We start from the raw sequence: 23327 nt of genomic DNA, 5'->3' as shown, positions 1-23327 counted from the left end.
AAAAAAAATTAAGCTTTATTTTAAGTGATCTTAAGCTGAGGCTAGCGTACATCCCATATCATACAAATAACTTCCCGTGTTGTGTTTAATCGCGCTACATGGGTATTTTTAACGGGAAAGGATGAAGGACGTGCTCGAAGTGAGACAGGTGAGCAAAGTGTACGAGGGCCAGCGCGGTGTGCACCAATTGGACTTCACCATGGAGCGAGGCGAGATCGTTGGATTTCTGGGACCCAATGGTGCTGGAAAAACGACGACGATGCGAATGATTACAGGGTATTTGCATCCCAGTGAAGGCTCGGTGCTGGTCGATGGTGTATCAGTGCATGATCAGGGGCGTAGTGTTCGCTCGAAGATTGGGTATCTTCCAGAAACGCCGCCGCTCTATCCGGATATGACGGTGCAGTCATATCTTAAATTTGTGGCTAATCTGAGGGATGTTCCGGCGCGTGAGGTCAAACTTCGGATTAGTGAGATGGTCAGCAGGCTGGGATTGCAGGGCAGGGAAAAACAACTGGTGCGCGGATTATCCAAAGGTTATAAACAGCGGCTGGGATTAGCAGGAGCGATCATACATAAGCCAGACCTGCTGGTGCTGGATGAACCTACCTCTGGACTTGATCCGAACCAAATTATCGAGATTAGAGATTTGATTCGGGAACTGGGTGAAAATCATACCGTATTACTTAGCACGCATATTTTGCCTGAGGTAAGCACACTATGTAACCGAATGCTGATTATTAATCAAGGGAGGCTTGTGCTCGATGGATCTCCGCAGGAACTTGGGTCTGCAGTGGGAGAGCGTTTCAAAGTGTCCCTTGAAGTCAAAGCAACGGAGCAACAACTGCTACAGGTGCTGAATCCTTGGGAGAAGGCAAAAAGTGAAGTTATTCCATTATCATCAACCTCTTCGTTGTCTTCATCCTCTGATAGTAATCTGGAAGCAACTGCAAGTGAACTAGCAGGGGAAGATGATATAGCAGTTTCAGTAGCAGAGACAACCGATACACCAGATGCAGGCGATACAACATCTCATGTAGCTTCTACTGTTCACGTAAGGCTCACCGGGGAAACGTCCGAGGATTTCCGGGAAGAGCTGTTTTATCTGTTATCGGGTGCAGGTTTGCCAATTCTGGAGATGAAACGTGAAAACCTGAGCTTGGAGCAAATATTCCTGAAGTTAACAACGTCCGAACCAGAAAACTATGATGCTGCAGACGCGCAGGACGTATCTGATCCCAAGGTCTCGAATCCGGGTTCAGAGGAGGGAAGCCAATGAGAAGAATGCTGGCAATCTGTAACAAGGAGCTACAGGCGTATTTCCTGTCACCAACCTCTTATTTTGTTTTTGCCGTATACGTGCTGATGACGAGTCTGTTGTTTTACTCCAGCTTTGTATATGTTCAGCCGAGCATTGTAGACTATCGCCTGGTCTTGGGTGATACATTGTCCATGCTACTTTTTGTCGTGCCATTGTTAACGATGCGACTCGTTGCAGAGGAGTTCAGGCAGGGAACAGACGAGTTACTGTTGACTTCACCGACACGAGTGACCGAGATTATTTTCGGAAAATATTTGGCTTCACTGGCCATTTTGCTCGTGCTCATTCTGTGCAGTCTAGTGTATCCATTCATCATGTCTTTCTACGGGAAGCTGGATCTGACATCTGTCTGGTTGTCTGCACTTGGATTGTTCTTCCTCGGCGCCAGTATGATGGCGATTGGAGTGTTTGCTTCTACGTTGTCTCAGCATCAGATGGTGTCTGCGGTGGCGGGTTTTATTATGTTGCTCGTTTTGTGGATGCTTGATTCATTCGCAGGTAATACGGGGTCCACTTTACAGAAATGGCTTGATCCGTTTGCGCTGACAAAGCACTTTGACAACTTTACCAAAGGTGTGCTGAGCGGACCGGATGTTCTATATTATGTCACACTTACGGGTGTGTTTTTATTGTTAAGTATTCAAATTGTGGAACGGAAGCGGTGGAGGTGAGAAGATGAAAAAATGGTTAAGTCATACCAACAGTACCGTCTTGTCCGTCGCGGTGATTGGCATCTTTATTTTGCTAACCCTGTTCCTGAATTCGCTTGGCGGCTTCCAGCTCGACCTGACCTCGAATAAACAATATACACTATCCGACCAGTCCCTAACGGCGATCAAAAATGTCAAAGATGATGTCAACATTCTCGTGTTAACGGTTGAAAATGCAAACAATACCGTCCTGAACCGCGAAGTGGCGGATATGGTTGAAGAATATACTAAACGCAGCAGTAAGCTGAAAATGAAACAGTACAACTTGACGCAGGAACCTGCGCTTGCCTCCAAATACGGGATCACAGGTAGCTCGATTGTGCTGGAGCAAGGAGACCGGCATAAGGTCATTGATATTGCCAGCTTGTTCACTGCGAACGGGGACGGTAGCGACGGGTCTTACCAGTTTACGGGTGAGGAGAAATTAACACAGGCACTGATGAACCTTTCCTCTACGGAGACGAAAAAAATGGTATTCCTGACCGGACATGAAGAACTAAGTCTGGATCAGATGGGCACTTTACGCTCTTCACTGGAACAGAATAATGTCACAACAGAGGAGTTGCAACTGAATCAGGCTGGCAAAGTACCTGAGGATGCCGATGTACTCGCTATTATTGGGCCACAGCGTGATCTGAGTGATGCTGAGCTTAAGGCCGTACGGACATATATGAGCAGTGGAGGTAAGCTGTTATTATCCCTCGGTTTTGCAGAAGATATGAAGTCCAGTTGGGAAAATATCGATGCGTTGATCGCAGATTACGGTGTAGTTGATGAGCATGCGGTTATGGTGGATAACAATCAAGCCAGTACAATGGGCCCGCTGTGGGTGTCCCCTGAGTACGGAAGTCATGCGATCACAGACAAGCTTGCTCAGAACAAGCTGTACCCGATGCTGTCTCTGTCGATTGCACTAACCAGCAAGGAGCAGGACAAATACAAGCTGTCTCCGTTAATGCATTCCTCGGATGACAGCTACGGAGAGACCAATATTAGCGGTTTGCTGCAAAATGAAACGAACAATGACAAGGAGGTGGACATCCAGGGCCCTGTCGAACTCGGTTATGCCGCGGATACGTTGGATGGCAAGCCCAAAGCCGTCATTCTGGGGTCGTCCATTTTCATGCAGGATTCGGAAATTGCGAGTGGCGGCAATCGGGATTTCATTTTGAATACCGTGAATTATTTGAGTGAAAAACAAGACGGTCTGACGATTCGTCCACGCGTACAGGCTGGTTATGAGATAGCGTATCTGAATGGTCAGCAGGCCAGAACGATCTTTTTTGTAGCGATTGTGGCATTCCCGCTTATCTTTGTGATCATCGGTGTACTCTTATGGTGGAGGCGCAAACGGGTATGAAAAAATTAATACCAACGTTGGTGGTCGTTGTTATATTGATTGCAGGCTGGGTGTATGCGGCCAATCAGAATTATTTTCGAGAAGAAGAGGCCGTGCAGGCCAAACTTCTTGGTATATCATCAGCAGATATTCAGGCGATTACACTGCATGAGGGGACTGAAGATAAGTCCGGAACAGGTACAGATTCAGATGCTGTGTCAACGTTAGAACTAAAGGACGGCATCTGGCATATGACTGAGCCGATGAACTATCCTCTTAATGAGTACAGTGTTGGTAGTTGGCTCGATGCGATGAGTAGTGCTGACCAGGAGATGGTTGTCGAAGAGTCGCCAAAGGATGTTGAGAAGTACGGCTTGGGCACTGCGGCTACACGTCTGGATATTAAAGTGAAAGATGGGCGTGAATTCAAGATTGCTATTGGTAACCAGTTACCTGCGGGGGATGCACATTATGTTCAGGTGAATTCAGGAGCGGTGGTTGCTGTGAAAAATGATGCGGTGACCAACATTGCTCTCACACGCCGCCAACTGCTGGATACAACTCCATTTAATATGGATGAATCTAATGTGCGTACGCTGGAATGGGAAGGCGAAGAATCGAGCTGGATGTTGAAGGCATCAGCAGAAGGGGATACGGCGTCTGAACATACGTGGACCATCAATGGAAAATCCATTAAGGCAGAAGATGCGATATCGCTGATCGGTCAAATTAAAAATTTGACTACCGCCGATGACGTTCGTAAGGCGTCCGAATTAAAAGATGCGATTCCTCGCTCCACTTTGTCAGTCCAGCAACAAGTGAACGGAAAAGAGACGACTACGGTGTATCGGTTGCTGACGACCTCTTCGGAGCCAGATACGATCTGGGTGATTACTCCTGATGAAAAGTGGGCCTATGCGATGGATGCGGCTGGTCTGAAAGAAGTGGAGAAGGATGCGGATAAGCTCAAAACCTCCACTGTGTCTTCAGAGCCTAATACGTCCGAGACATCTTCGAAGAAGTGAGGTAAGTCAGAACAGAGCAGTGTTGCTATATATGCAACACTGTTATTTTTTATTTTGCATGGGAAAAAGTACAATGTTGAATTACATAAACCTATAAAATGAGCTAACTTGGCGGGTTAAAGTGCCATATCCTTTCAGCATATAGGTAACTCCATACGCGCATCCTATCTATGTGAACCAAACCAACCACATTGGAGGATGAACATTACATGCCAACAGTCAAAAAGGCAACAGCGATTACGTTATCATTATCTACTGCAATTTTTGTAATGGCCGGCTTGACGGGTTGTGGGAATCGCGATAATAACATGCATACCCAGAGTGTTCGTGAGCAAGCCCATGGTATCAATCGTTACGGCGTTGAAACCAACGGTATGGATGGTATTCGCGCAAGAAGTTACCGGATGCACAATGTCACAGACCTGAGATCCAGTGATGAACTGGCAAAGCGCATTACTGAAATGAAGGAAGTCGAGTCTGCTCATGTCATGTTAACCGACCGTAATGCTTATGTTGCTGTGCGTCTGGCTCATGGACATGCAGGCAAGCTGGGCAGCAAATCGACAGGTCAACCGAGCGGTCGTCTGAACGGCACGATGCGTAACCATGCCAGTGATACGATGCGTGGTGGCTTGATGAATGAGGATATGGGCGGGATGCGTGTTCACGGCGGATCGGGCACGATGTCGCCATATAGCACAAGCGGAATCGCTCCGGGGCTTAATACGGGTACAGCAACTGACCGTAGCCATATGGGCAATGACCGTGGCATCTATGGCACGATGGGCACGGGAACAATCGGTATGATGCGCGGTTTGACGGATAGTGGCAAAGCCCGCCCAATGAACGAAAGTCAGTATGGCACAAGAAGCGAGCGTCCACGTATGATGGACAGTTCGGATGACAACACACCTGAGGAAATCAAAGGTAAAATTTCAGCCAAAATCAAGCAGTTTGCACCAAACGTGGAGAACGTATATGTGTCTGCTAACCCGGATTTCGTAGGTCAGGTGGAGAACTATGCAACTGATCTGCGCAATGGTAAGCCAGTCAGCGGTATGATTGATACGTTCCAGTCGATGGTGGAGCGCATTTTCCCAACGAACGCAGGTGATACCCATAACCGTGACGGTATCCTGGGTGATGGCGTCATGAACCGTAACCACAATGACGGCGGCATGATGAACCGCATGAATCGGTAGGACGGTGGAATGAACAATTGTGCCTTTGCGGAGGGGATACCCAATGCAAGGGCATATTTTGTGATAAGTAAATGAATGCAGACAATATAGACAAACCATAATCGAAATACAGCCCATTTTTCTTCTAAAACTGAACCAACGCCCTTGACCTTACATAAGATGAGTTGACTGTATCCCCTTAACCTTGTTACACCAACACAACCCGAGCAAGGAGGGGTGAACATTGAAGGGTATCGATCATCATAAAAGCAAATTTTTGTTAACCCACCGTGAACGCGAAGTATTCGAATTGCTGGTTCAGGACAAAACAACGCGTGACATCGCAGGGCAGTTATTCATCAGCGAGAAAACGGTGCGTAACCATATCTCCAATGTGATGCAGAAACTCAATGTTAAGGGTCGTTCGCAGGCAGTTGTAGAGCTAATCAAGCTCGGAGAACTTAAGATTTAGCCTGCGAATTACAGTTAAAAATGAGGGTAACACAAAAGCCTTTCTCTATCCTTCAGTATGAAGCATGGGGAAAGGCTTTTATGTTAGTATTGATGTTTTGATGTTTTGTATAAGGAATTGTTATATTAAGATTAGTTTAACACCTCCAAGATTTGCCCGCATACTTACGACATGGCTGCATTCTCTTGAAGGTGTTTTGATTTTTTCAATCTATGAGGTTAGTCTCTTAGTTCATTAAAAATATTGAAAGTATTGTACCTATTATTAAGAAAAGCATTAGAGCCAGTGGAATTGAGCTTATAGTAATTGCCGCAATAGCCAAGCCTCTTCCCGATGTTGAGCGTCTTGCGCTTATACCAAGAAAAAAACTTGTTCCGCTAATCAATAAAACTATTGCCATTGTGATCATTATTCCGTTCCCATTTGTATTATACTTATTTGCTTCCATTGCCCTATGAAATAAAGCGAGGGAGGCTAGTCCAATAAAACTAAATATAAAGGATACTACTGCTCTGCCAAGTCTGTCTACTTTCTTGATTTCCTTTTTCGCTTTCTGTTGTGATAGGGTTCCCATAACAACCTCCTGAGTCTTATGTACTATTTTCTAGTAAAAAAGTAATGCTTCATTATGTTAACACGTTTAAACCCTTAATGGAATAAATTCCTTTTTAGTGGTACACTTTAACGTTTTTCTCCATCCTTTCATTAACAAATGTCATGTCTACCAAGTACACTATAAAGCGTTCAGCGCGTCACCCTCCATCTCTTGACACTTCAATTGAACCTTGTCTTTACGCGTATGTTCCTTCATAAAATCATTCCATCTTTTTCTCGAAAAAGGCTGATAAAATAACTGCTCCAATTCAGCATACTGTGCCTCATTTAAATGCAAAAACAATGCCTTTTTGGCGATTTTAGCGGCAGGTTGTGATGAGTTGGCGCTTCCTTCAACTTTTCGTTTGACCGGCACACGAAATTGCAAAAAATCTTCGTAACGTGTCCAACCTTCCCAGCTCAAGCGGGCTCCTCGTTTCCAGTCAATGGCGTAGATGGCAAAATAATTGTGGTCGGTGTCACTACGCTTGGCGGCAATGATCCAAATGTTTGGGACGATTTTATTACGCTGTCTACGATTCATGAGCAGTTCCCCTTTTTATATCCTTGAAAGTATCATCACATATAGACTCATCCATTTGTTCTGTTGTTGTTAAATTACATACGATTAACTTTAGCAGACTGTGTGAAAACTTCAAATGAACTGAAGGTGTGACTAAGCCTGATTGATTAACATAATGGACTTATATCAACTCCAGCGAAAATCCTCTTGCTTTGCCAGAGCGCCTTGCTTAAAATAAGAATATAAAAATGATTTTCTTTTTAAAATATAAAATAATAAAAATAATTTTCATATTAAAGAGGTGTTTATGGCAGCCATCTTACATGCATTGAAGCAAGAATTGCACAATTTGCCCTCTCAGGAGAGACGAATCGCCGAGGTGATTATTCAATCGCCATCGGACGTACCGGGCATGACCATCAACCAGTTGGCTGAACAGAGCGGGACAAGCGCGGCGACCGTGACTCGTTTTTGCAAATCATTTCATTTCAAAGGTTTCCCCGATCTCAAAATGAAACTCGCCGCCGAACTGTCGCACGCACCGAATGAAACGGCCTATCAGGATATTGTTGCAGGCAACCCGTTATCCAAAATCGTCGAGGCGATTGAAGCGAATCATCTCGCATCTATTGCGGATACCACACGGTTGCTGGATTTGGGCAGGCTGGAACAAGTGGTGCAGCTGTTGTGCCAGGCCCGGCGTATTGACTTGTACGGCGTGGCGACTTCGTCCATTGTTACACAGGATTTTTATCAGAAGCTGGTGCGGATCGGCAAAAGCTGTACTGCCTTTTCCGATTCCCATATGCAGATTACATCCGCTTCCTCGCTTGGGCAAGGAGATGTGGCGCTGGCCGTATCGTATTCAGGTGAAACACCAGAGACGATCGATGCCTTGACCTGTGCCAAAGAGGCTGGAGCTTCCACCATCTCGCTGACGTCATATGGCAGTAATTCACTCGCTACCGTATCGGATATCCCGCTTTTCACATCTTCTCTCGAAGAAGGGATGCGGCGCGGGGACATGGCTTCACGCATTGCGTTGCTACATGTGATTGATATTTTGTTCACAGGCATGGTCAGTGCAGATTTTGATCAATTTATACCTAAACTTGAGCAGTCGTATCACAATGTGCAGTCCTATCGTTTCCATCACACCGGAGGTGCTTGACAGATGAATATTCGTATCTTTGAAAATGAAGAAGATTTGAACGCGACAGGTGCAGGCTTGATCGCCAGCTTGCTACAGACGAAACCTCGTGCCGTACTCGGACTTGCAACAGGTAGTTCACCTGTAGGTATTTATAAACAGTTAATTACGCTGTATCAAAAAGGATTAGTGAGCTTTGCCCAGGCCTCTTCTTTTAACTTGGATGAATATGTAGGTTTACCTACAGAGCATCGTGAAAGTTACCGCAGTTTTATGAATGAGCAGCTGTTTAATCATATCGACATCGATCTATCCCGCACGAATGTGCCGAATGGCGAGGCAGTAGATTTGGAGGAAGAATGTGTGAATTACGAGCTACGTTTGGAGGATCGTGGGCCTGTGGATCTGCAACTGCTCGGGATCGGACATAACGGCCATATTGGTTTTAATGAACCTGGAACGGAATTGACGGGGCGCACCCATGTGGTGGGTCTGAAGGAAGAGACCAGAAAGGCGAACGCCCGCTTTTTTGACAGCATCGAGGAAGTTCCGGCGCAAGCGATTACGATGGGGGTCGGTTCTATTTTAAAAGCAAAACAGATCCTGCTCATTGCCCGTGGAGAAGAGAAAGCGGAGATTATTCGCGAAGCGTTCATGGGTCCGATTACCACATCCTGCCCGGCATCTCTGCTGCAATGTCATCCGAACGTGGTTGTATTGCTGGATCGAGCGGCAGGGAGGCTGGTTAGATGACCGAAACTAATCCTAAAGTCAGTGAGGCTGAAGGTGAGAAAAAGATAACTTTGCTCCGCGGCAGACTATTGCTTGCCGATGAGCTGCTGGAAGACGGTCTGATTGCCTGGCGCGCTGGGAAAATCGTATATGCCGGCATACCGGAAGGTCTGCCTGAATCCCTTCGGCAAGAAGCGGGAGCGATTCCTGCCAAAGGGAAAGGCTTAATCGTGCCTGGTTTTATCGATATCCATGTCCATGGTGGTAACGGGGAAGATTTCATGGATGCCAGTCCTGACGTATTGGACAAGATCACTTCATTTCATAGTTCACAGGGGACGACCGCGATGCTGGCGACATCGATGACGGCTCCGAAGGAACGTCTGGATCATGTTTTGGCTGAAGTAAATCGCTACCGTTCGGATGAAATGCCGTACGCTCAGCTGGAAGGCGTGCATTTGGAGGGACCTTTTTTTAGTCCAAAGTGGCCTGGGGCACAAAATCCGGATCATATCGTGCTTCCTGACGTTAGCTGGCTACAAGGGTGGGAAAAGCAATATCCCGGTCTCATCCGTCAGGTGACGTTGGCACCAGAACGTGAAGGTGCACTGGAGGTTATCTCCTGGCTACGGGAACAGCGGATAACGGCTGCGCTCGGTCACACAGATGCAACTTACGATGACGTACAGCGCGCAGTGGAGGCCGGATTGCATCATGCCGTGCATACGTTTAACGCGATGACACCGCTACACCACCGTGAGCCGGGAACAGCAGGAGCCGTGCTGAGTGACCCGCGTATTAGCGCCGAAGTCATTGCCGATGGTATTCATGTGCATCCTGCCGCGATTTCGATCCTTGCTCAACTGAAACAAGGCAACGATCAGCTGGTGCTGATTACCGATGCGATGTCAGCGGCAGGGCTGGAAGATGGCGAATACAAGATCGGTGATCTGCCCGTTATTGTGAAGAACGGCGAAGCTCGTTTGAAAGAAGGCGGCGCTCTGGCAGGAAGCACGTTGACTATGGTTCGTGGGTTCCGTTATCTTGTGCAGGAAGTAGAGCTTAGTCTGATCGCTGCTTCTAGAGCAGCCAGCTTGACGCCAGCTCGTTTGCTGGGTATCGACCACCGAACGGGTTCCCTGACGAAGGGGAAACAGGCAGATATCGTTTTGCTGAATGAGGATTTGGAGATTGATACGGTGTGGGTAAAGGGCAGAAGGATCAGCTGTTGAGAGGAAATACGCTGAACAATATGTTAAAATAGATCTCAAAAATGAGATCTGCGGATCATCAACGGAGGCATGAATCATGGAACGTAACGCCATGCTGGAACATGATCCGTTTATCCCCGTGCTGGCGGAGAAGCTGCACATTCACGGATATTATGCTTTTTATGGTGAGCATTACAATGAGACGGATATGGAACAGTACCGCAAACATCTGTTCACAACCTTTAATAACATCGTATGGATTGAACTGGATGAGCGTAAAAAATACATGATTGTGGATCATCGTGGACGCAATACGGTCATGAAACTCATCGAAGGTATGTTAAATACGCGCAGAACGCTACGAGCTAATCAGGCAATGGCGGGAACTGATACGAGAGGGGTAGATCAGGAGATCGCTCATTTCTCCAAGCAGGTGCACATGCTGAAATTTACTACGTTTCGCCCGTAAGACGGATGCAATGATTCAAATTCACCCTCTGTATGGTTGATACAAGTAGCAAGTCAGCTTTCCAAAAGATACATTTCGAAAAAGAGTCCTGTCAAAGAATTATAATGTCCTTTACTAAGAGTACATTTTAATTCTGACAGGGCTCTTTTGATATTTTTATTTGATTTTTTATATTTACAGTCATAGAAATGAATCCAAATCACACCTAAACTTTATATTCAATTACTATCGAAACGAAGTCACGAAACTGCTGAATAGCGTTCGCACGTCGTACTGATATTGATGGATCGGCTCAACTGGACGGTTGATGCCAAGTAAGGTGTAGACGGCGATGCGTGCCGCGCGAACTGAATATTCCTCCGTGAACACGACATCATCAGGAATCTCGCAAAATTGACTGATAAATGCCAGATTCGTTGAACCTTCCGGCACGACTTGAGGGCGGTCACTGTTCAGCCTTGGCATGAATTGTGCGGTGATATACGGCATCATACAAGGGATGCAGTTGGCTGTAGCCATGATCTCCTCTTGGTGCTCCTGAAAATGAAGATGGCCAATCAATTCTTGCATAATCTCTTCACCGGTACAATCACACATTCTTTTGTTCACAAAATCCCCTACGTTGTCAGGGTATAACCCATAGCCCCAGAAGACTTTGACATGGTCAGGCTGATTCCGGAAATGCGGCTGGAAGGCCAACACCACTGACATGAACCAGCTCGAATCTTTGAATGTAACAAGGGCTCCAGTACCCGCGCGGTTGCGTGTGAATTTTTCCATCAGATCAAAGAAAACGGAATCCTGGAAAGTGACGGTAAATGATTCCCATTTGGACTCATCGACGTGATCATCGAACGAAGAAGGGTTGCCTAGCATCGGTTTTTTCGCCGCAATGTTCTCCCACAGCTTCCAAGAGCTACCCTTGCCATTCAGTTTGGGAGCGGAAGTCATCGAACCAAGGTCAGCACCTTCCGTCATCGAGCCGTTCGTAACAATGACCAGGTCATCCTCATGAATGTCGATCACTTCCTCGATACCGTTCCGCCGCACATGCATACCTGTGACCGTAATTCCGTCGCCCTCTTTGAAGTCCAAATCCGTAACGGTGCATTTTAGCGTGAAATCTACGCCGTACGGCTCCAAATATCGATGCAACGGCAGAATGATGGAGTCATATTGGTTGTAGGGGGTACGTGTGACCCCTTCGAGCGTTTGAATTCGTGGAAACTCGTGGAAAAATCGAAGCATATATCGTTTGAACTCCACCGCACTGTGCCAAGGCTGAAAGGCAAACGTCGTCGCCCACATGTACCAGAAGTTCGTATGGAAAAAGTGGGGTGCAAACCAGTCGTTGATCCGCAATTTACCCAGCGTGTCTTCAGGAGTAATGATGAGTTTGCCCATCGCCAGCCGATCGGCCATATCGAACCCCATGGACAACACGTCTTCGACCTGACCATCACGGTTAATTAACCGTGCATTGGAATGTGTGGGGTTAGCGTTATCAAAGGCCGTAATTTCTTCTCTGACCGACATATCCGGACGTTCGATAGAAGGAATGGTTGCTAGAAGCTCCCATAGATTTTCATATGCCTCATCGTTGAGCATCCGTCCACCGCGAATGACGTAACCTTGTTCCGGATTACCTGCACCGTCATTGCTCCCACCGAGAATCGGCATCTCCTCAATGATGTGAATGTTTTCGCCGGGGAAATCACAGTCTCTGACCAAATAAGCTGCTCCCGCGAGAGAAGCAATACCGCCGCCGACAAAATAAACCTGTTTAGAGCCATGTTCTTTTTTCACGATCAATCGCCTCCCAAAGATGGTGTATTCTTCACATTTCCAATGTAAACCTGTACCGGGAAAGAAGGTATGATCAAAAGAAGATAGCTGTCTGTTTTTTAGTCACTTTTGGAAAAATGTCTAGTTTTAGGTCAGTAGATCGAGCGATGACTTGATGCTATCTGCGATCATAGAAAAACAAGCCGCACATCCTTAACGGGATGGCCGCTTGTTACGTGCCTTATCTACATTCCTATTAGTTCTTTATCCTTTAATCAGTGCTGATACTTATGCTCATACTTATGCAGTGCTCTGACTACATTTCCTTCAATCAGCTCACTCAACTTGTCGATGATGTGTTTGGGTGGTTCTTTCATGTCATTCCGCATCCATTGGATAATGAGACCCGTGAAAGCCAGTGTATAGAAATTAGCAATAAATTCTTTATCCTCTCCGCGAACCTTGACTCCGCAAGCAAGCTCATCAATGACACCCATAATCAGATCATGCGTCACTTGATAGAGATAACCATCCAGATGAGAACGTCCAAGGGATTCAAGGGTATTGCAGCAAAAGGCCTTATTATTTTCGATGTAACAGAAAATTTTGTAGAACCCTTCTGTCCACGTATCATAACTACGGTATTCATGGATACTTTCCACCGCTTCCGTTTCGTAAATCCACCCAAGCAGGGCGTAGATATCCTGAAAATGATAATAAAACGTTTGCCGGTTTACACCGCAGCCATCCACCAGATGCTTCACTGTAATTTTATTGAGCGGCGTGTGTTCCATCAGGCATTTAAGCGAATGAGCCAGCGCGGTTTTGGTCAAATGGGAAGCAGACATTACCGTTCACCTCATCATTCAGAATCATTCAGATTGTGGTCATCATACGACTTGAGTGTACTACTGAAAACGTACATAAGAAGGCTACCACATTTTACCTAAATATGGTATTGCAATGATCACTGCAAAATACAGAAAATAAAAAAACGATGACCGTTTAGGCCATCGTTTTTACGTTATTACATTATTGAAACGAGAATAACAGCGATCAAAAGAACGGTTCGCCACCGGAGCGCCTCCACAAGCGCGCCCTGTGTTATTGTGCTCATCCCCGAAAAATCTAGATTACGTTTTTAAAACGACTTATAGGAACGCGCATAACGTAGTGGAGGGGGCGAAATCGATTCTGAAGAAGCGAAGCGCTCGCCTTTATTGCCGGATTTCTCCCTTCGGAAAGGGAAACAAAGAAATCTGGGAATAACAGCGATCGAAAGAACGATTCGCCACCGGAACGTCTCCACAAGCGCGCCCTGTGTTATTGTGCTCATCCCCGAAAAAGCTAGATTACGTTTTTAAAACGACTCATAGGAACGTGCATAACGTAGTGGAGGGGGCGAAATCGATTCTGAAGAAGCGAAGCGCTCGCCTTTATTCCCGGATTTCTCCCTTCGGAAAGGGAAACAAAGAAATCTGAGAATAACAGCGATCGAAAGAACGATTCGTCACCGGAACGTCTCCACAAGCGCGCCCTGTGTTATTGTGCTCATCCCCGAAAAATCTAGATTACGTTTTTAAAACGACTTATAGGAACGCGCATAACGTAGTGGAGGGGGCGAAATCGATTCTGAAGAAGCGAAGCGCTCGCCTTTATTGCCGGATTTCTCCCTTCGGAAAGGGAAACAAAGAAATCTGGGAATAACAGCGATCGAAAGAACGATTCGCCACCGGAACGTCTCCACAAGCGCGCCCTGTGTTATTTTGCTCATCCCCGAAAAAGCTAGATTACGTTTTTAAAACGACTCATAGGAACGTGCATAACGTAGTGGAGGGGGCGAAATCGATTCTGAAGAAGCGAAGCGCTCGCCTTTATTCCCGGATTTCTCCCTTCGGAAAGGGAAACAAAGAAATCTGAGAATAACAGCGATCGAAAGAACGATTCGTCACCGGAACGTCTCCACAAGCGCGCCCTGTGTTATTGTGCTCATCCCCGAAAAAGCTAGATTACGTTTTTAAAACGACTTATAGGAACGCGCATAACGTAGTGGAGGGGGCGAAATCGATTCTGAAGAAGCGAAGCGCTCGCCTTTATTCCCGGATTTCTCCCTTCGGAAAGGGAAACAAAGAAAATCTGGGAATAACAGCGATCGAAAGAACGATTCGCCACCGGAACGTCTCCACAAGCGCGCCCCATATTCGTTTTAACCTTTAAGCCAAGCTTTTCATAAATTCCACGACCGTCAGCAACCCTTTATCAAAGTTCTCCAGATTAAAGTGCTCGTTTGGTGCATGCAGATTTTCATCTGGCAGACCAAAGCCCATCATCACGGCAGGCACGCCAAGCACGCGGGAAAGCTTCTCAACGATTGGAATGGAGCCGCCATCTTTGGTGAAGAGAGCACGCACGCCATATACTTTTTCGTAAGCGTCTGCGGCTTTTTGCAGGATCGGATCGGTCGGATCGGTATTGAACGCAAAAGCCTTCTCAATCTGTTTGATCTGCAATGTCGCCCCTGGTTGTACATGAGCACGCAGGTGAGCTTCAATCGAATCAAGCACATGTTGCGGATCTTGGTCAGCGACAAGACGGCAAGTGATTTTAGCGTGAGCTTCTTTTGGAATAACGGTTTTACTGCCTTCGCCCTGGAAACCGCCCCATACGCCGTTCAATTCGAGGGTTGGGCGCGCCCCGACACGTTCCACAAAGGAATACCCTTCTTCGCCATACAATTGCTCCAGTCCAAGATCTTGACGAAGCTGTTCTTCATTGAAGCCTTGCTTCACGAATTCTTCTCTCATCTCAGGAGACAACGGTAGAACGCCGTCATAGAATCCATCCACGCTCACGCGGCCTTGCTCATCGTGCAAAGATGCCAGCAGGGAGACGAGGGCATGAAGCGCATTCGGTACACCGCCACCGAAGGAACCGGAGTGCAGGTCGGTATTGGCGGTGAACAGATCCACATGCATCGAGCACAGGCCGCGCAGGCCCGTGGAGATGGCAGGTTTTCCTTTTTCCAAAAGAGATGTATCCGAGATTAACACCATGTCTGCTCTCAGTTTGTCCGTATTATCGTTGAGATAGATTGGCAGGTTCGGGCTGGAGATTTCCTCTTCGCCTTCGATGCAGAATTTGATGTTGATCGGCAACTCTTTATTTTCCGCAATCAGTGCTTCAACGGCTTTGATATGTATAAAAATTTGTCCTTTATCATCCGTTGCACCCCGAGCATACAGCTTCCCGTCACGAATCGTGGGTTCGAAAGGTGGTGTCTCCCACAGATTTAGCGGATCAACAGGTTGTACATCATAGTGTCCATAGATCAGGGCTGTTGGTTTGCCCGGTGCGTGCAGGTGGTCTGCATAAACAATGGGATGACCAGCTGTTTGGATAATCTCGACATTTTCCATACCCGCACGTGTAAGTGCATCCGCTGCCCATTGTGCCGCACGTTGAATGTCTTCTTTATGCTCAGAAATGGCGGAAATACTCGGAATGGATAACCACTCGTTCAGTTCTGCCAGATGTTTGTCCCGGTTTTGCTCAAAATATGCTTGTTCGTTCATTGAAAAAGGCCTCCTTCAAATCTGCTTTCAATCTATTGTAATCCATTTTGCCATGTTAATAAAACATTGGTTAAAAAAATGCTTCCTAATGCTGGGTTCCCATATTGATAGTTCTTTTTACTTATGTATTAATGAAAGAGTAAGAACATTACTTTTATATGGAGGAATAGTGTTGAAGAAAAGACCAGCATATCAGAGATTCACTACAATTCTGGGCATTTCATTCTTGGTACTCATTGCGTCAGTACTTATGATACCGAGGGTTGCGCTAGCAGCAAACGAGCCAGTTTATCATGAGTGGGACAAGGCGCAGGAACATGTGGGATTGAGCCATCTGTGGTTCACTGACCGAGCAGATAATGGACTCATCCCGGTTCGTCAAAACTGGCAGTGGGGATTCATCAATTACGAAGGGAAATTTGTTATTAAGCCACAGTTTCAATTAGCAAGAGATGCGTTCAACCAGGGTGTAGCAGTCGTAAATAGAAATCAGTTAATAAATAATAAAGGTAAAGTGATATTTCAGGACAAAAGCATTGAATATATTGGTTGGTTTGATTATGGGCTCGCAATCGCTAAGAAAAATGGGAAGATTGGTTACATGAATACGAAAGGCAAATTTGTTATTTCTCCTTCATATGAAGAGGGAACAAGCTTTTACAATCAAGTCGCAATGGTCAAAAAGAATGGTAAGTGGGCATTAATCAATACCAAAGGGAAATTACTAACGACATTTAACATCGAAGAAATGGATTATAGAATAGATTATCGTAAATCCGGGGTATTTCCTGTAAAGATCGATGGGTTGTGGGGAAGTATGAATTATAAGGGGCAGCTCGTGGTACCTGCAGAGTTCAAAAACAAACTTGAATTTACAGGTAATACGTTAGATTGGGGGCTCCGCCGCGATAACCATAGCGCTATTGTTAGGCAAGATGGCTTAATTGTTTCGTTCAATGAATATTATTCCAAGTTAGGCGAGCCACAGAGTGGACTTTGGAAAATAAAGCAAAATGGCGAAGGCATCGTGGATGTATCTGGGCATATGATTGTAGAACCTCAAAGTGACCAAAAGGTTATTCTTTCAGGAGATGGAAGTTACGCGGTAAGAGATATAAAAGATGAAAGTTCCGGGTGGACTTTTTATAAAAAGGATCAAACCCTACTATTTGAGTCCAGTTATACAGACATGCAGGCTTTTTCAGAGGATCTGGCGGCTGTGAAAGTTAATCAAAAATGGGGATATGTTTCGAAGAATGGAGACATTAAAATACCCGCTCAGTACGAAGAGGCCAATCTTTTTCAAGCGGGAAGTGCTGTCATTCGTAAGAATGGTAAATATGGATTGATCGGAACTCGTGGTGAGTCCATACTAGCTGCGAAATACGATGAAATGATTCCACTTATTGAGCGAACGAATTACATGAATAACCAGATTGAGAAATTGACAACAAAGAATCCACTATACCGAGTAAAGTTAAATAAAAGCTATGGGATTGTGGATAGTCGAGGGAACATGGTGATGGATGTGAAATACGAAATGATTGATCTTGATCGCACCGACTATTATCACGACATTGATCCGATCGCAACAGTTCAATATGCATTAAAAGCCAAGGATGGTTCAATCTCGGCGTCAATCAATATTAAAACGGGTAAACGGATATTCCCAGCCTATTCCATGGTAAACTACCTTGGTGACGGAATGTACAGCGGGTTTCCGGTAGGGAAGAAGAGTCATTATGTTATTTTCAATGCAAAAGGAAAAGAAGTATTCCGCTCAGGTTTTGAAGGTTAGATCTTTTCGTTACATCAGTGTTTGGGATTATGAGCCGTAGTATAGTTACCATGTCATTGGCTTTCATATGATTCGTTGTATGGGAGCCAAGAAAAGGTGCCTCAACGGAGGCACCTTTTTAGGTTGTTTATTTTAAATATTTGAGTTCTGATATGAACACTAACTGATTTAACTATAGGTGAGTCCCAATGTACTGTCTATCTTTTCTGTTTAAAACAACTCCAGTTGCTCAGGTCCTTCTTTCTTCTCCGGCTCGGTGCGGTCGGGAAATGGTTTGATAGGTTGACCTAGCAGTTCCATCATCATCTGGGCGTTGGTTGCTGCATCTCCGGCAGAGTTATTGTTAAAAATAACAAACACATCTTCACTCTGCTCCTGTAGCTGTTCCAGATAAACTTTCCATTCTGACAACTCCTGTTCGTTGTAGCGATACAGATAACGTGTCTCACGCCAATTTGGTGCGCCGTTTTGTTGCCAGCCGGATACGTTGCGTCCATGCATGCGAACGAGTGTCATCCGGGAATCCGTTGCGACGGGCACAATGGGAATAGAACCTGGCCCTGCCTGTGGTTCATCACAGACGCTGTGAATCCATCCTTGCTCTTTTAGAAAATGAAGCGTGCGCTCACGCATGTTGTCCGCATACCAGCTTTGGTGACGAAATTCGATTACACATGGAATACCCTCCATACGGAGCTTTACTTCCCGTAGTTCATTGACGTTGTCCCGGTTGCACTCAAACCAAGGCGGATATTGAAACAAGGCAGCCTGCATCTTGCCTGCTTCGATCACAGGTTCAAGCGATTCACGAAAAGCTTTGTACATCTCGGACGTGCTGGTAAAATACGGCTTGCCACGTAGATGTCCCGTCATTCCCTGATAGGCTTTCACGATAAATGAAAATGATTCAGGAGTCTCCGAAGCCCAGCGGGCCATCCGGTCGCGAGGTTGCACGGCGTAGAAGGAACTGTCTACCTCCACCGTGGAAAAATATTGTCCGTACAGACGAAGCTTGTCCTTCGCTTGGGTACGGTTTGGATAGAGGTCTTCCTGATCGCCCCATCCCGTAAGTCCGATACGAATCATAAGAACACCTCCTGTTGTATGTATTTAACCGATTCGTAGGAGCATGATATGTCTAACATTATATCTTGCGTTGTAGAGGCGTTCAATGAGGGTGGCAGACGATCATTTTGAGTTTGGGTTCTAAAGCGTTACAATAATTCGAAATGATTCAAAACAGACACTAGTTTTAGCTTAGCGTGGGGTGTTCTAGCCAGCAAAATCTGCTCAATGCGGATAAGGATAACTTATGATACGGAGGGCGAAGATTGACATGACGGCATGGTACGAAAAGAGTTTTGGCGAAGATTATCTGCTCGTATACAAACACCGGGATGTGCATGGTGCTTATGAGGAAGTACATAAGATGATTAACTGGCTGAAGCTTCGCCCTCGTGCAGAAGTGCTCGATCTCTGCTGCGGGATGGGCAGGCATTCTCTTGCGCTTGCGGACGCTGGCTTCCAGGTGACGGGAGTAGACTTATCCGATGTGCTTCTGCGTGAAGCCAGAGAACTGGATGCCGATCATCGGGTTAGATGGTGTCATGCCGACATGCGCAAAATCCCTCTTGGCGGTGGATTCGATGCTGTAGTTAACCTGTTCACTTCGTTTGGATACTTCCCCGAGGATATTGAACAATTGAAGGTTCTGCGTGCCATTCATCGAATGTTGAAACCGGAAGGCAGTTTCATTCTTGATTTTATCAATACAGCCTACGTGCAAAAACATCTGGTACAGCACTCTGTTCGTGGAGATGAAGGGCAACGGATTGAGGAATATCGCAGGATACGAGACGGGTTTGTGCAAAAGGAAATACATATTACGGACATCTCTGCCGGGACTGAACCGCGAATCTATAAGGAAAGTGTCAAGCTTTACTCGCGTGAGCAACTGAGTGGAATGCTGGAGGATGCAGATCTTCAGGTTGATCAGGTTCACGGGGGATACGATGAAGAGAAGTATGACGAGCAGACTTCGCCGCGCATGATCTTTGTAGGACATCGTCCTACTGACTAATTGACTCGAGAGAGGGGAAAGACCATGAAACGTACAAGAACCGAATCGTTATCTATGCCAGAGGGAATGCACCGTATTCAAATCACGATGTCTTTTCCACTTCGATGGGTAAACAGTTATATTTTAACCGAACAGGATGGCGAGGTCAGCATTATTGATCCAGGACCGCGTACCGCGGAGACGGAGCAGGAGTGGCATGAAGCGTTGGCCGGACTCGGCTTGACCTTTCAACATATTCATCAGATTTTACTGACCCATCATCATCCTGATCATCTGGGATTGTCCGGCTGGATGCAGCAGATGTCGGGTGCACCCGTGTTAATGTCAGCACGCTCCCGCCAGGAGACAGATTTTATGTGGGGAACCGGGGCGAGCATTGAAGAGAGACTGCCGGAGTATTACCTGCTTCATGGTATGCCGCAACAAAAAACGGTTGAGATTAAGGAACATATGAAAACATTTATCTCACAAATTACACCGCTTCCGGAGGTAACCATCGTTGCAGATGGTGAAACCGTGCATATGGGTGGAAAAGCATGGACCGCTGTGGAAACGGGCGGACATGCCCCGGGTCATCTCTCATTTTATGCTCCTGAATCAAGAGAGATTTTGTGCGGAGATGCTGTTTTACCCCAAATTTCGCCCAATATCAGTTTGCAACCGGGCAGTGATACAGAACCTCTACTGTCATACATGGACGGATTGCGGCGTCTAAGCACTTTTACAGTGGAACGTGCATATCCGGGTCATCGAAATCCGTTTACCCGTTTTACGGAACGCACCGCCGAATTGCTTGCTCACCATGAAGAGCGTCTGGGCAAACTGACGGAACGTATGCAGGAAGGCCCTGCTCATGCATATGATATCTGCTTGCATTTGTTTGGTGATCGGCTTGGAATACATCAATTACGTTTTGCCATGAGCGAAACACTGGCGCATCTGCAGGAATTAACTCGGCGTGGTTTGGCGGGACAGGTACAACAGGCTGACGGAATCATTTATTTTCAACATTTAACTAGCTAGTAGTCATAGGTTGCATATAAACACAGTTGGCACAGATATTAATAGCTTTTTTTCAATAGTGATCTTATCCCTATCCCTGAGCAGGATTTACCTGTTCGGGGCTTTTTTTGTGAGAAAAAACAAAAAGCTTTAGGCGCGGTTAACCGTTTATTCAGCTTCTTTTAAGCCAGGGAGCCTATCATACAACTATGAACTTCGCTATGGAAAGCAGGGATAAGCGATGACAAGACGTAAACGGAACCAATGGCGGAAATGGCAAGCTTCGGCTGCGGCTACATTAACTGTGGCTGCACTCTTTCAATATGTAAGAACCTCGGATGCATTTGACGTCGCTTATGCGGCGGCGAATGGGACAGACACTGGAATAACAGCTTCCACACGGGTGGATTCACGTGACGATGTGATGGATGAATGGTCTCCAGACGGTACGGATCAGTACAATTGGGGTACAGACGGATACTCGGTTGGGTCAAATCAGAATCAGGCCAATTCGCTGCGCTCGGGCTCTGAAAGCAATCATGGCAATTATCAGTCACGCACAGGTGCATCATGAGCCGCACAGAGCAGGCTGTACGTCCCCTCCGATTTTATTTTCACGCGATGAACACGAAGGTAGAAGTGCAGTTTCTGGCAGATAGAGAACAGGCGGAACACGCCGCCTCCCTCGTCAAAAACTGGTTCGAAACACAGGAGCAGCGTTTTAGCCGTTTCGTGGTTGACAGTGAATTAACTCGTCTGAATGAGAGTCAAGGATGGATCTCTGTCTCGGCTGCGATGGATGAGGTGCTCAGCTTAGCATATGGATATATCGGACAAACGGAAGGCATCTTCCAACCCGGCATCATGAAAGCTCTTCGTTCATCGGGATATGATACAAGCTTTGAAAAGATACATCAGCGAGCATCCCAGCGGCCTTTGCTGGAGCGTCTATTACCTATATTAAAGTCGGAAGCCGCTGGCATGAGGGAAGATCCATATGACTACAGTCGTCCAAGCTGGATACAGCGGGAAGGGAGCCGGATGGTGCATCTCGACCCGGGAACGGAGCTGGATCTTGGCGGTATTGTAAAAGGCTGGGCTGTAGAACGTATCGCGGACTGGCTACAGAAGAGAATGAACATTCCTGCGGGAATGATTAATGCAGGCGGTGACATTCAGGTATGGGGTACAACAGACCATCCTCATTGGACGCTGGAGGTAACCAGTCCGTTTCCACAGATGCAAGATGTGTCGGGGGCGGTACGCCTACAACAAGGGGCTGTCGCCACATCAGGGATTACACGTAGACAGTGGCAAGATGACAAGGGTTACACAGCACATCATCTTATCGATCCCCGGACGATGAAACCGGCGGACACAGACATTTTACAATGTACCGTCGTTGGTCAGCATGCTTCGCAGTGCGAAATTATAGCCAAGACTGTATCAATCTTGGGAAGTGCGGAAGCAGTGAACTGGCTTAATCGACATTATGACCGACATGATGTTCTTTGGATCACTCGAGAGGCAAACGTTTATTTTAGAGGAAATTCATCAACACTTGCTGAGCGCTGGCCTGGCTTCGACCCGGATCATCGTTTTAGCTTGATCGAATAGGAACGGGAACAAGTCTTATAGATTTGGGGGAACCGGTTATGGCACAGTGGATTGTAGATTACCTGCCAACGTGGAATATCATTCGTATAAGTGGGATAGCTGCATATGTACTGCTTTTTGCTGGTGTATTTCTAGGCATTGCTCAAGGGATGCCTATCGCCAAGGGGAGACCCAAAGCTGTCATGTTTGAGTGGCATACACGAACAACTTGGCTTGCTTTTGGACTTGGCATCACACATGCACTCACATTGGTTATTGATCGCTACAGCCCGTTTACCTGGAGAGAACTGTTGATTCCTTTTACAGCGTCAGTGCACCCGATTGGCACGGGGCTGGGCACGCTAGCTTTCTACGGCTTGCTGATCGTGTTATTGTCCAGTGATCTACGCACCAAGCTGGGGCGCAAATGGTGGTTTATGATCCACATGTTATCCTATCCGGTATTTGCCGGGTTAATGATCCATGGCATGGTAACGGGAAGTGATTCGGGTCACGTGATCATGCGTCTGATGTATGTATTTACCGGAATCAGCATTGTTGGTATCACGGTATTGCGTGGTCTGATGCGAGAGCGAAAAGGACCGGAGATCACGATTGGACCCAAACGGACTGAATCAGAATCGATGAAAGATAGAAAATGGGCAGAAACCTACGGATTGGCTGTGCCTTTGGGGCAAGAGCAACTCAAATAGGTGTTGCAACATGAATTAGCCATATGAAATAGAGAAGCGGCCTGCACTGGCCGC

At 46.4% G+C, this 23327-nt stretch carries 22 protein-coding genes; 16 read left to right on the top strand and 6 right to left on the bottom strand.

From position 1 onward, the window contains the following. Window positions 1-130: 130 nt before the first annotated feature. The 6 genes from ACT89M_RS22685 to ACT89M_RS22660 all read left to right on the top strand — a co-directional run bounded on the left by ACT89M_RS22685 (window position 131) and on the right by ACT89M_RS22660 (window position 6048). A complete protein-coding gene (locus tag ACT89M_RS22685) occupies window positions 131-1279 on the top strand; it encodes an ABC transporter ATP-binding protein (RefSeq protein WP_341181237.1) in 1149 nt (382 codons plus the stop codon). Then, entirely contained in the window at window positions 1276-1992 is a 717-nt protein-coding gene (locus tag ACT89M_RS22680; protein ID WP_154891001.1) for an ABC transporter permease subunit, read from the top strand. The genes ACT89M_RS22685 and ACT89M_RS22680 overlap by 4 nt, the downstream gene beginning before the upstream one ends. A 4-nt stretch (window positions 1993-1996) precedes the next feature. After that, the gene (locus tag ACT89M_RS22675) at window positions 1997-3391 is read left to right on the top strand and encodes a GldG family protein (protein WP_308723100.1); all 1395 of its coding nucleotides are present in this window, start codon (window positions 1997-1999) and stop codon (window positions 3389-3391) included. Beyond that, the gene (locus ACT89M_RS22670; protein ID WP_487344836.1) at window positions 3388-4395 is read left to right on the top strand and encodes a DUF4340 domain-containing protein; all 1008 of its coding nucleotides are present in this window, start codon (window positions 3388-3390) and stop codon (window positions 4393-4395) included. The genes ACT89M_RS22675 and ACT89M_RS22670 overlap by 4 nt, the downstream gene beginning before the upstream one ends. Before the next feature lie 209 nt (window positions 4396-4604). After that, window positions 4605-5597 carry a YhcN/YlaJ family sporulation lipoprotein gene (locus ACT89M_RS22665; protein ID WP_308723102.1) on the top strand — a complete coding sequence of 331 codons (993 nt, stop codon included), beginning with the start codon at window positions 4605-4607 and terminating at the stop codon, window positions 5595-5597. A 223-nt stretch (window positions 5598-5820) separates the two neighbouring features. Then, window positions 5821-6048, top strand: coding sequence for a helix-turn-helix domain-containing protein (locus tag ACT89M_RS22660; RefSeq protein WP_090919235.1), 228 nt, complete (start codon window positions 5821-5823; stop codon window positions 6046-6048). Between the two features lie 226 nt (window positions 6049-6274). On the opposite strand, the gene ACT89M_RS22655 is transcribed toward ACT89M_RS22660, so the two are convergent. Continuing rightward, complete coding sequence (locus ACT89M_RS22655; RefSeq protein ID WP_154890997.1) at window positions 6275-6622, bottom strand: hypothetical protein; 348 nt, start codon at window positions 6620-6622, stop codon at window positions 6275-6277. A gap of 159 nt (window positions 6623-6781) precedes the next feature. Beyond that, complete coding sequence (locus ACT89M_RS22650) at window positions 6782-7186, bottom strand: hypothetical protein (protein WP_154890996.1); 405 nt, start codon at window positions 7184-7186, stop codon at window positions 6782-6784. Between the two features lie 286 nt (window positions 7187-7472). On the opposite strand from ACT89M_RS22650, the gene ACT89M_RS22645 reads away from it, so the two are divergent. The 4 genes from ACT89M_RS22645 to ACT89M_RS22630 all read left to right on the top strand — a co-directional run bounded on the left by ACT89M_RS22645 (window position 7473) and on the right by ACT89M_RS22630 (window position 10727). Next, window positions 7473-8336: a MurR/RpiR family transcriptional regulator gene (locus ACT89M_RS22645; protein WP_154959632.1), complete on the top strand. Its 864-nt coding sequence runs from the start codon at window positions 7473-7475 to the stop codon at window positions 8334-8336. A gap of 3 nt (window positions 8337-8339) precedes the next feature. Then, window positions 8340-9068 (top strand): glucosamine-6-phosphate deaminase, encoded by a 729-nt coding sequence (nagB, locus tag ACT89M_RS22640; protein ID WP_090919223.1) that lies wholly within the window; start codon window positions 8340-8342, stop codon window positions 9066-9068. Then, the gene (nagA, locus tag ACT89M_RS22635; protein ID WP_154890994.1) at window positions 9065-10279 is read left to right on the top strand and encodes an N-acetylglucosamine-6-phosphate deacetylase; all 1215 of its coding nucleotides are present in this window, start codon (window positions 9065-9067) and stop codon (window positions 10277-10279) included. The genes nagB and nagA overlap by 4 nt, the downstream gene beginning before the upstream one ends. A 76-nt stretch (window positions 10280-10355) precedes the next feature. Next, a complete protein-coding gene (locus ACT89M_RS22630; RefSeq protein ID WP_090919216.1) occupies window positions 10356-10727 on the top strand; it encodes a hypothetical protein in 372 nt (123 codons plus the stop codon). A gap of 225 nt (window positions 10728-10952) precedes the next feature. Here the strand turns inward: ACT89M_RS22630 and ACT89M_RS22625 are convergent, their stop codons facing one another. The 3 genes from ACT89M_RS22625 to ACT89M_RS22615 form a co-directional block, all read right to left on the bottom strand. Beyond that, the gene (locus tag ACT89M_RS22625) at window positions 10953-12533 is read right to left on the bottom strand and encodes an oleate hydratase (protein ID WP_308723104.1); all 1581 of its coding nucleotides are present in this window, start codon (window positions 12531-12533) and stop codon (window positions 10953-10955) included. A 254-nt stretch (window positions 12534-12787) separates the two neighbouring features. Continuing rightward, a complete protein-coding gene (locus ACT89M_RS22620) occupies window positions 12788-13360 on the bottom strand; it encodes a TetR-like C-terminal domain-containing protein (RefSeq protein ID WP_090919210.1) in 573 nt (190 codons plus the stop codon). A gap of 1365 nt (window positions 13361-14725) precedes the next feature. Next, the gene (locus tag ACT89M_RS22615; protein ID WP_154890992.1) at window positions 14726-16084 is read right to left on the bottom strand and encodes a dipeptidase; all 1359 of its coding nucleotides are present in this window, start codon (window positions 16082-16084) and stop codon (window positions 14726-14728) included. A 172-nt stretch (window positions 16085-16256) separates the two neighbouring features. Here ACT89M_RS22615 and ACT89M_RS22610 point away from each other — a divergent pair, with 172 nt between their 5' ends. Further along, on the top strand, window positions 16257-17882 hold the full coding sequence (locus tag ACT89M_RS22610) for a WG repeat-containing protein (protein ID WP_308723105.1): 1626 nt from the start codon (window positions 16257-16259) through the stop codon (window positions 17880-17882). A 210-nt stretch (window positions 17883-18092) separates the two neighbouring features. Here ACT89M_RS22610 and ACT89M_RS22605 read toward each other — a convergent pair whose 3' ends face one another. Beyond that, window positions 18093-18968 (bottom strand): DUF72 domain-containing protein, encoded by an 876-nt coding sequence (locus tag ACT89M_RS22605; RefSeq protein ID WP_154890990.1) that lies wholly within the window; start codon window positions 18966-18968, stop codon window positions 18093-18095. Between the two features lie 250 nt (window positions 18969-19218). Here ACT89M_RS22605 and ACT89M_RS22600 point away from each other — a divergent pair, with 250 nt between their 5' ends. The 5 genes from ACT89M_RS22600 to ACT89M_RS22580 all read left to right on the top strand — a co-directional run bounded on the left by ACT89M_RS22600 (window position 19219) and on the right by ACT89M_RS22580 (window position 23273). Then, window positions 19219-19962 (top strand): class I SAM-dependent methyltransferase, encoded by a 744-nt coding sequence (locus tag ACT89M_RS22600; RefSeq protein WP_154890989.1) that lies wholly within the window; start codon window positions 19219-19221, stop codon window positions 19960-19962. A gap of 24 nt (window positions 19963-19986) precedes the next feature. After that, entirely contained in the window at window positions 19987-20985 is a 999-nt protein-coding gene (locus ACT89M_RS22595) for an MBL fold metallo-hydrolase (protein ID WP_154890988.1), read from the top strand. Between the two features lie 220 nt (window positions 20986-21205). After that, a complete protein-coding gene (locus ACT89M_RS22590) occupies window positions 21206-21538 on the top strand; it encodes a hypothetical protein (protein WP_221791489.1) in 333 nt (110 codons plus the stop codon). A 47-nt stretch (window positions 21539-21585) separates the two neighbouring features. Continuing rightward, window positions 21586-22581 carry an FAD:protein FMN transferase gene (locus ACT89M_RS22585; protein ID WP_308723106.1) on the top strand — a complete coding sequence of 332 codons (996 nt, stop codon included), beginning with the start codon at window positions 21586-21588 and terminating at the stop codon, window positions 22579-22581. Between the two features lie 38 nt (window positions 22582-22619). Then, a complete protein-coding gene (locus tag ACT89M_RS22580) occupies window positions 22620-23273 on the top strand; it encodes a ferric reductase-like transmembrane domain-containing protein (RefSeq protein WP_154890985.1) in 654 nt (217 codons plus the stop codon). The last annotated feature ends 54 nt before the right edge of the window (window positions 23274-23327 follow it).

This window comes from Paenibacillus sp. NN59 (assembly GCF_057597225.1).
The sequence above is the reverse complement of the archived record's forward strand: the minus strand, read 5'-3'. Positions and strand labels throughout refer to the sequence as shown.